The organism is Micromonospora sp. NPDC003776 (assembly GCF_053605645.1).
On sequence record NZ_JBSGJR010000336.1, the window covers coordinates 1 to 7,580 of the forward strand.

A 7,580-nucleotide genomic window follows, 5' to 3' on the forward strand; every position below is an offset into this window, starting at 1 on the left:
CTACCCCCACGGGGGGTCCATCCCGCGGGGGGCCCCCCCCCGCTTCGTCGTCGGCGGCCGGTCAGAGGCCGAGCTGGCGGCGTACCTCGGCGGCGACCCGGCCGCCCTCGGCCCGGCCGGCCACCGCGCCCTGGGCCGCCTTCATGGCCGGGCCCATCTGCGCCTTGCCGGTGAAGCCGCCCGCGGCGAGCGCCCCCGCGACCAGCTCGGCCAACTCCTCGTCGGAGAGCTGCTTCGGCAGGTAGCGCTCCAGCACCTCACCCTCGGCGGTCTCCTTGCCCGCCTGCTCGGCGCGACCCGCGTCGGCGAAGGCGGTGGCCGCCTCGCGCCGCTTCTTGGCCTCCTTGGTCAGCACCGCGAGCACCTCGTCGTCGCTGAGCTCGCGCTTTTCCTTGCCGGCGACCTCGGCGTTGCCGACGGCCGCGAGGGCCATCCGCAGCGTGGAGGTGGTCAGCTCGTCGCGCGCCTTGAGAGCGGCGCGCATGTCGGCGGTGAGACGGTCCTTCAGCGTGCTCATGGACGGTCAAACTACCCTGAACGCCATGCGAAAGCGCACACTATTCCGGCTCGCCGCCGGGACCGTCGCCGCCGGTGCGGCCACCCTGGCGTACGCGTCGCTCGTCGAGCGCAACATGTTCACCCTGCGCCGGTACGACGTACCGGTGCTTCCCACGGACGCCGAGCCGCTGCGCGTGCTGCACCTGTCGGACCTGCACATGACGCCCGGCCAGCGGCGCAAGCAGGACTGGGTGGCCTCGCTGGCCGCGCTCGACCCCGACCTGGTGGTGGTGACCGGGGACAACATGGCCCACCCGGACGCCGTGCCGGGCGTGCTGCGGGCCCTGCAACCCCTGCTCGACCTGCCCGGGGCCTTCGTCTTCGGCTCGAACGACTACACCGGACCGGTCTGGAAGAACCCGTTCACCTACTTCCTGCCCGACCGGGAGTACGCCGAGGGCGTGCCGCTGCCGTACGAGGAGCTGCGCGACGTCTTCACCGGAGCGGGCTGGGTCGACCTCAACAACGCGCGGGCCACGCTCAAGGCGGGTGGCCGGGAGATCGAACTGGTCGGCGTGGACGACCCGCACATCGAGCGGGACGACTACGACGCGGTGGCCGGGCCGGTCAGCTCCGGGGCGGCCCTCTCCGTCGGCGTGGCGCACTCCCCGGAGCCCGCGGTGCTGGACCGGATGGCCGCCGACGGGTTCGGGCTGCTGCTCGCCGGGCACACCCACGGCGGCCAGGTCTGCGTGCCCGGATACGGCGCACTGGTGACCAACTGCGGGCTGCCCCGCTCGATGGCGCGGGGGCTGCACCGCTGGCCCGGCTCGGACTCCTGGCTGCACGTCTCCGCCGGTCTCGGCACCCACCCGACCGCTCCGGTACGGTTCGCCTGCCCACCCGAGGCGAGCGTGCTCACCCTCATCCCCCGCTGATCACCAGGGGAGGGGGTACCGAGTTTGATCCCCGGGGCGGGTGGGCTACTATTTGTCGGCACGCCTCGGGGTGTGGCGCAGCTTGGTAGCGCGCTTCGTTCGGGACGAAGAGGTCGTCGGTTCGAATCCGGCCACCCCGACCAGAGGTCAGAAGCCGCATCCGGTCCACCGGATGCGGCTTCTTCCGTCTGGAGAGCCGGGCCACGTGTGTGCGGCAGATCACGCCAGGGGCCGCCCCGCCGGGTCATCGGCGATCTTGAACAGGGACGGTCGACCGATTTTCCTGGCAGAGTTGGTGGATGGCCGCCCTGATTCGATCCCGCCTGACCGACTGGACGACCCTCGTACCGCTGATCGCGGTTCTCGTGCTCGCCATCTCCTGGGGACGCGAATTACCCGACGCGCTGATCTTCGTGGTGGCCGCGCTGCTGGCCGGCGCGGTGCTGGCGGCCGTGCACCACGCCGAGGTGGTGGCCCACAAGGTGGGCGAACCGTTCGGCTCGCTGGTGCTCGCCGTGGCGGTCACCGTGATCGAGGTGGGCCTGATCGTCACGCTGATGATCAGCGGCGGCGACAAGACCCAGGCCCTGGCCCGGGACACCGTCTTCGCCGCCGTGATGATCACCTGCAACGGGATCCTCGGCCTCTCCCTGCTGCTCGGGGCGCTGCGCCGCCGGGTGGCGGTGTTCAACCCGGAGGGCACCGGCGGGGCGCTGGCCACCGTGGCCACCCTCGCCACCCTCAGCCTGGTGGTGCCGACCTTCACCACCAGCAAAGCCGGTCCGGAGTTCTCCTCGGCGCAGCTCACCTTCGCGGCGGTGGCGTCGCTCGCCCTCTACGGCCTGTTCGTGATGGTGCAGACCGGCCGCCACCGCGACTATTTCCTGCCGGTGACGCAGGAGGGCAGCATTCTCGCCGAGGACGCCGACGGCGACGGGCACGCCGACCCGCCGTCGACGCGGACCGCCCTGGCCAGCCTGGCGCTGCTCGTCGTGGCCCTGATCGCGGTGGTCGGCGACGCGAAGACCGTCTCTCCGGCGATCGAGGCCGCGGTCTCGGCCGCGAACCTGCCGCAGGCCTTCGTCGGCGTGGTCATCGCCCTGCTGGTCCTGCTGCCCGAGACCCTCGCCGCCGCCCGCGCCGCCCGCCGGGACCGGGTGCAGATCAGCCTCAATCTGGCGCTCGGCTCCGCCATGGCGAGCATCGGCCTGACCATCCCGGCCATAGCGCTGGCCTCCATCTGGCTCGACGGCCCGCTGCTGCTGGGCCTCGGCGGTACGCAGCTGACGCTGCTCGCGCTCACCGCCGTGACCGGGGTGCTCACCGTCGTGCCGGGGCGGGCGACCGTGCTCCAGGGCGGGGTGCACCTGGTGCTGCTCGCCGCCTTCGTCTTCCTGGCCGCCAGCCCGTGACACGACGGGCCGGTCCGCCACCTCACTGACCGACGAGGGCGAGCGCCAACGGCTTCTGTTTCCTCGCCCCACGCGCCACCGTGTTCCACCCAGACTGGAACGACGCGGCGAACACCACCGTCGCGGTCGACCAACGTGCTGGCGGAGGTGATGGCGGACGACGGAAGGGCCGGCGACCTGGGTCGCCGGCCCTTCCGCTCGTGGTGGAGCAGCCCGATCAGAAGACCAGGTTGTAGGCGTTCCAGCCGGTGGAGATGACCTTGCCGCTGGCGTCGATCCAGCTGCCCTTACCGTTCGTGGTGTACAGGCGCATCTGGTAAGTGCTGTTGACGCCGAGCATGTCCATCATGTTGTCGCCGTTCCAGTCGCCCGGCACGATGATGTTCTTGAAGCCGCCCCAGCCGCTGCCGATCTGGGTACCGGCCGGATTGGTCCAGCCGCCCTTGAGGTCCGTCTGGTACATCCGCAGGTAACCGGTGGAGGTACGGCCGATCAGGACCTCCTTGCCGTCACCCTTCCAGGCGCCCGGGGTCAGGAACAGGTTGAACCCGTTCCAGCCGGTGCCGATCCGGGTGCCGGCCGGATTGGTCCAGCCGCCCTTGCCATCGCTGGTGTAGCGCCACAGCTCACCGTTGGACTTGCGAACCATCAGGCTCGGCAGGTTGTTGCCCAGCCAGTTGTTGGTCACCATCAGGGCGGTGAAATTGCCCCAACCGGTGCCGATCCGCTGCTTGCTGCCGGACCACTTCCCCTTGCCGTCGGTGTTCCAGATCCACAGCTCACCGATCGAGTTCACCGCCATGACCGACGGCTTCTTGTCGCCGTTCCAGTTGTAGACCCGGAAGACGCGCTTGAAGCTGCCGAACCCCGCGCCGACGGCCCGGGAGCCCCAGAAGCCGCCGTACCCGTCGTTGGCGAACCCGCTGCCCACGTGCAGCCACAGGTTGCCGCTGCCGTCACGGGACATCAGGTCGGTGTGGCCGTCGCCGGTCCAGTCGGCGTTGACCAGCGGTGGACGGGTCAAGTCCGCCTTGATCACGTTCGAGTAGTAGTTGATCTCCTCGTAGTAGCCCTGGCCCTCACCGCACTGGTAGGGGTGCCAGTTGGTGAGACCGACCTGCTTGCCGCCCACCAGCAGCGGGCCACCCTCGTCGCCATAGCAGGTGTCGGCGGACGGCGCGCCGGGCGAGCCGGTTCCGGCGCAGAGCATCCGGCTCGCGTCGTAGCCCGTGCCGGGGAGATTGCAGAAGGTGTCGGTCTGGATGGGCACCGAAGCCTTGCGCAGCCGGGTGTCCCCTCCCGGTACGGGCACTGGTTCGGTCGACGAGTTGTTCACGCCGTACCCGACGATGTCCGCCATCTGGCCGGCCGTGTACGTCGCCTCGCCCTGCCCGGCGAGGGTGATCGGCGTGTACGCCGAAGGCAGGTTCGTCTTCAGCGTGAGGACGGCGACGTCGTCGAGGGGAGCCCTGCTCGGGTCCGCGTGCTGCTGGGCGATGTTCCAGCCCTGGTGGGTCCAGGTGGAACCCACCTCCGCGACGTACCCCACGTTGGGGATGACGTTCCCCACGTCGTCGAGGAGCTGGTCGTGCCCCGCGATGACCCGCGTCGTACCCGCCCCGTCGCTGGTGCACTGCGCGGCCGTCAGCACCTTGTTCGCGGCGATGACGGTGCCCGTGCACCAGTAGAAGCCGCCGTTGTCGTCCACGTAGGTGACGACACCGACGATCCACGGATACTGCGAGGCGCTGACGTAGGTGCCGTCGTTGACCCGCGGGGTGGCCCCCGTGGACTGGAACAGTGGGCCCTGCTGGCCCGGCGTGGGCGGGGTGAACGCCCCCGCCCGGAAGTGCGGCAGCACGCTCGTCCGGTCGGGCTGGGCACTCGCCGCGTCGTACGCTCCGCCGGCCGGAGCGGCCTGACCCGCCGTAACCGGCGCGACGGCCGCCGCACCACCGAGGGCGAGACCGGCAGCCAGGATTCCGGCCACCCGCCGCCGTCGGGTTCGTGCGATCTTTGCCTCTTCAGCCACTAGTTTCCCCGTCGTTCGATTATCGAGGCGCTTGGAATTGCCGACACGGCGTGGCGCCACGGAGCAGCTGACGACGAGACTCGAGGCCCGTGGCCTCGCGTGACAGTGGATCCCCCCGTGCCTGGCCAATCGAGAGGCGCTGGCCACGGATCGGGTGCCAGGCCGGTTGGCCGTTCCAATCGACCAGACGCTAGCAAGCCCTCGACGAAAGTTGAAGATCCCGGTCCGCCGAGGCTGTCGCGGCCGTCAGCCTGCCTGCCACCGAACATGGTGGCGGACCACATCAGGAGCTGCTCTCCCCTGTCCTGATCGACGGGTCAGTCGTGCAGCTCGGTGCGGGCGACCTCGGCGAACGCGACGGCCAGGTAGTCGGCCAGCGGCCGGCCGGTGGCGGCCATCAGGTCGGCGACGAGCAGCGGCGCGTGCCGGGCGATCGCGGCCGGGTCCGGCGGCGCGTCGTCGTCACCCGGGTCGTACACCCCCAGCGCGCTCGCCAGGAGGACCAGCAGCACGTGCGGGTCGACCTCCGGCCACCAGGCGGCGGTGGACCGGACGCAACGCTCCAGTACCTGGCGGACGTCGTCGCCGTCCAGCCCGTCCGGGTGGGTCTCCTCCAGCAGCAGCCGCACCACCCCGCCGAGCACCAGGCCGGACCGGTCGGCGCCGGTCAGCCGCGCCACCGCCGTCGGGTACGCCTCAGCGTCCCGTGCGCCGGCAGCGGTCACCGCCACGGTGGCGGCCTCGGCGATCTCCCGAGCCGACGCGGGCAGGTGTCGCCAGGTCGTCGTCACCGAGCCAGCATGGCAGACGACACCGACACGCGGTGAGGTCGACCAGCGTCGGATTGTGCCGCCTGCAGCCCGGGCCGGACCAGCACGGCGGCCACCGCGTGGGCGAAAGCCACCGACACGGCCACCAGCAGCCAGCGTTGCCCGGACCCGTCCGGCCGGCCCATCAGCCCGCCGAGCCCGCACAGCAGTGGCACCGACAGGGGCAGGCCGACGAGGGGCACCGCCAAGGGCGTCGGCCGCCGACTGATCGGCGAGCCCCGCATCCACCACGTACTGCGCGCACGCTCCGGCGGCCGCGAACCCGGCCGCGACGGCGAGGCCCATGACGGCGCCCCGCCAGAGGTATCCGGGCAGCCGGCGGGCCGACCCGCTTCCGCTGTGCACACCGCAGGCTAATCCGGGCCGGCGCATCTCGTCCGCCCTCGACGTGTGCTTGCTCACCCGAGGCTCGGTCGAACGCGGAGGTGGGCGGTAATCCGGTCGCGGGTCGTCGTACGCGGCGCAGAGAATCCGAGCCATGCTGCGCCGCGCCCTACCCACCCGTCCCGAAGCTCGTCGGATCCTGCTCGGCACCCTGTTGTCGGCCATCGGGCGCGGTCTCACCCTGCCGTTCCTCTTCATCTACCTCACCGACGTGCGCGGGTTCTCCGACAACCAGGCCGGCCTGGTGATCGGCTGGTTCGGGGCGGTGACGCTCGCCCTGTCCCCCGTGGGCGGGTCGCTGATCGACCGGTTCGGCGCCCGGCGGGTGGTGCTGCCCTGCCTGGTGGTCGAGGCGATCGGCACCGGCTCGCTGGCGCTGGTCCATTCGCTCGGCACGGCCTTCGCGGTCAGCACGCTGATCGCGGTGGGCGGTTCGGCCCTGTGGGCCGGGCAGAGCACCATCCTCGCCTCGCTGACCCATGAGGGCGAACGACAGCGGGTGTTCGGCCTCCAGTTCGCCCTGCTCAACCTCGGCATCGGGGTGGGCGGGCTGATCTCCGGCGCGGTGGTCGACGTGGCCCGTCCGGTCACCTTCCAAGCCATCTACCTGCTCGACGCGCTGAGCTACCTGACGCCGGGCCTGATCCTGCTGACCCTGCCCCACGTGGGGCACCGGCTGACGCAGGCCCGGGAGGCGGGCGCCGCCCGCGCGGGCGGGGGCTATCTCACCGTGCTGCGGGACCGGCCGTTCCGGCGCCTGGTCCTCTTCGGTCTGGTGCTGACCACCTGCGGCTACGCGCAGGTCGAGGTGGGCTTCGCCGCGTACTCGGTGCGGGTGGTGGAGGTGACGCCCCGGGTGGTGGCCTGGGCCCTGGCCTGCAACACCGTCATGATCGTGCTCTCCCAGCTGCTGGTGATACGCCGGATGGAGGGGCGCAGCCGGACGGCGGCGCTCGCCGCCGTCGGCGCGGTCTTCGCCACGGCCTGGCTGGTCCTCGGCGCCGCCGGCGCGATCGGTACGAGCAGCGCGCTGCTCGCCGCGCTCGGCGTGGTGGCCTGCTCGGCCATCTTCGGGTTCGGCGAGACGATGCTGTCCCCGGTCATGCCGGCGCTGACCAACGCCCTCGCCACCGACGAGCTGCGCGGCCGCTACAACGCGGTGAGTTCGATGATCTTCGGAATCAGCGGGATCATCGGCCCGGTCACCGCCGGCCCGCTGCTCGGCGCGGCGCACGGGCGGCTCTGGGTGGCGGTGGTGGTGGGCGGATGCCTGATCGCCTCGGTGCTGGCCCTGTCGCTGCGCCGGCTGCTCACCCCCGCCCAGGACGGCCGCCCCGCCCCGGTCGCCACTGTCGCCCCGGCCCCGGCGCCCGTCTCCGCCTGACGGCAACATCCGGGAAGGTGCTGTCTCCGCGGTCGTCGAGGCGGCAACTTCCCCCCCCATGCCCCCACCCTCGCGCCCGGGAGGGGGGGCCGGCCCCCCGCC

At 71.7% G+C, this 7,580-nt stretch carries 7 protein-coding genes and 1 tRNA gene; 4 read left to right on the forward strand and 4 right to left on the reverse strand.

The window, feature by feature from the left end; all coding sequences use genetic code 11:
* Positions 1 to 61: 61 nt before the first annotated feature.
* Positions 62 to 517 (reverse strand): GatB/YqeY domain-containing protein, encoded by a 456-nt coding sequence (locus ACWEVO_RS23835; protein ID WP_452309738.1) that lies wholly within the window; start codon positions 515 to 517, stop codon positions 62 to 64.
* Between the two features lie 25 nt (positions 518 to 542).
* On the opposite strand from ACWEVO_RS23835, the gene ACWEVO_RS23840 reads away from it, so the two are divergent.
* From ACWEVO_RS23840 to ACWEVO_RS23850, 3 genes are all read left to right on the forward strand, one after another.
* Positions 543 to 1,436 (forward strand): metallophosphoesterase, encoded by an 894-nt coding sequence (locus ACWEVO_RS23840; protein ID WP_452309739.1) that lies wholly within the window; start codon positions 543 to 545, stop codon positions 1,434 to 1,436.
* 66 nt (positions 1,437 to 1,502) lie between these two features.
* Positions 1,503 to 1,579 (forward strand) — tRNA-Pro (locus ACWEVO_RS23845).
* A gap of 156 nt (positions 1,580 to 1,735) precedes the next feature.
* Positions 1,736 to 2,848, forward strand: a complete 1,113-nt coding sequence (locus tag ACWEVO_RS23850) for a calcium:proton antiporter (protein ID WP_452309740.1) — start codon at positions 1,736 to 1,738, stop codon at positions 2,846 to 2,848.
* 217 nt (positions 2,849 to 3,065) lie between these two features.
* Here the strand turns inward: ACWEVO_RS23850 and ACWEVO_RS23855 are convergent, their stop codons facing one another.
* The 3 genes from ACWEVO_RS23855 to ACWEVO_RS23865 form a co-directional block, all read right to left on the reverse strand.
* Complete coding sequence (locus ACWEVO_RS23855; protein WP_452309741.1) at positions 3,066 to 4,838, reverse strand: trypsin-like serine protease; 1,773 nt, start codon at positions 4,836 to 4,838, stop codon at positions 3,066 to 3,068.
* 359 nt (positions 4,839 to 5,197) lie between these two features.
* Positions 5,198 to 5,671, reverse strand: a complete 474-nt coding sequence (locus ACWEVO_RS23860; RefSeq protein WP_452309742.1) for a hypothetical protein — start codon at positions 5,669 to 5,671, stop codon at positions 5,198 to 5,200.
* Positions 5,668 to 5,892, reverse strand: a complete 225-nt coding sequence (locus ACWEVO_RS23865) for a hypothetical protein (protein WP_452309743.1) — start codon at positions 5,890 to 5,892, stop codon at positions 5,668 to 5,670. Before ACWEVO_RS23865 ends, ACWEVO_RS23860 begins: the two co-directional genes overlap by 4 nt.
* A gap of 296 nt (positions 5,893 to 6,188) precedes the next feature.
* Between ACWEVO_RS23865 and ACWEVO_RS23870 the strand changes: the two genes are divergently transcribed.
* Entirely contained in the window at positions 6,189 to 7,478 is a 1,290-nt protein-coding gene (locus ACWEVO_RS23870) for an MFS transporter (RefSeq protein ID WP_452309744.1), read from the forward strand.
* Positions 7,479 to 7,580: the final 102 nt, after the last annotated feature.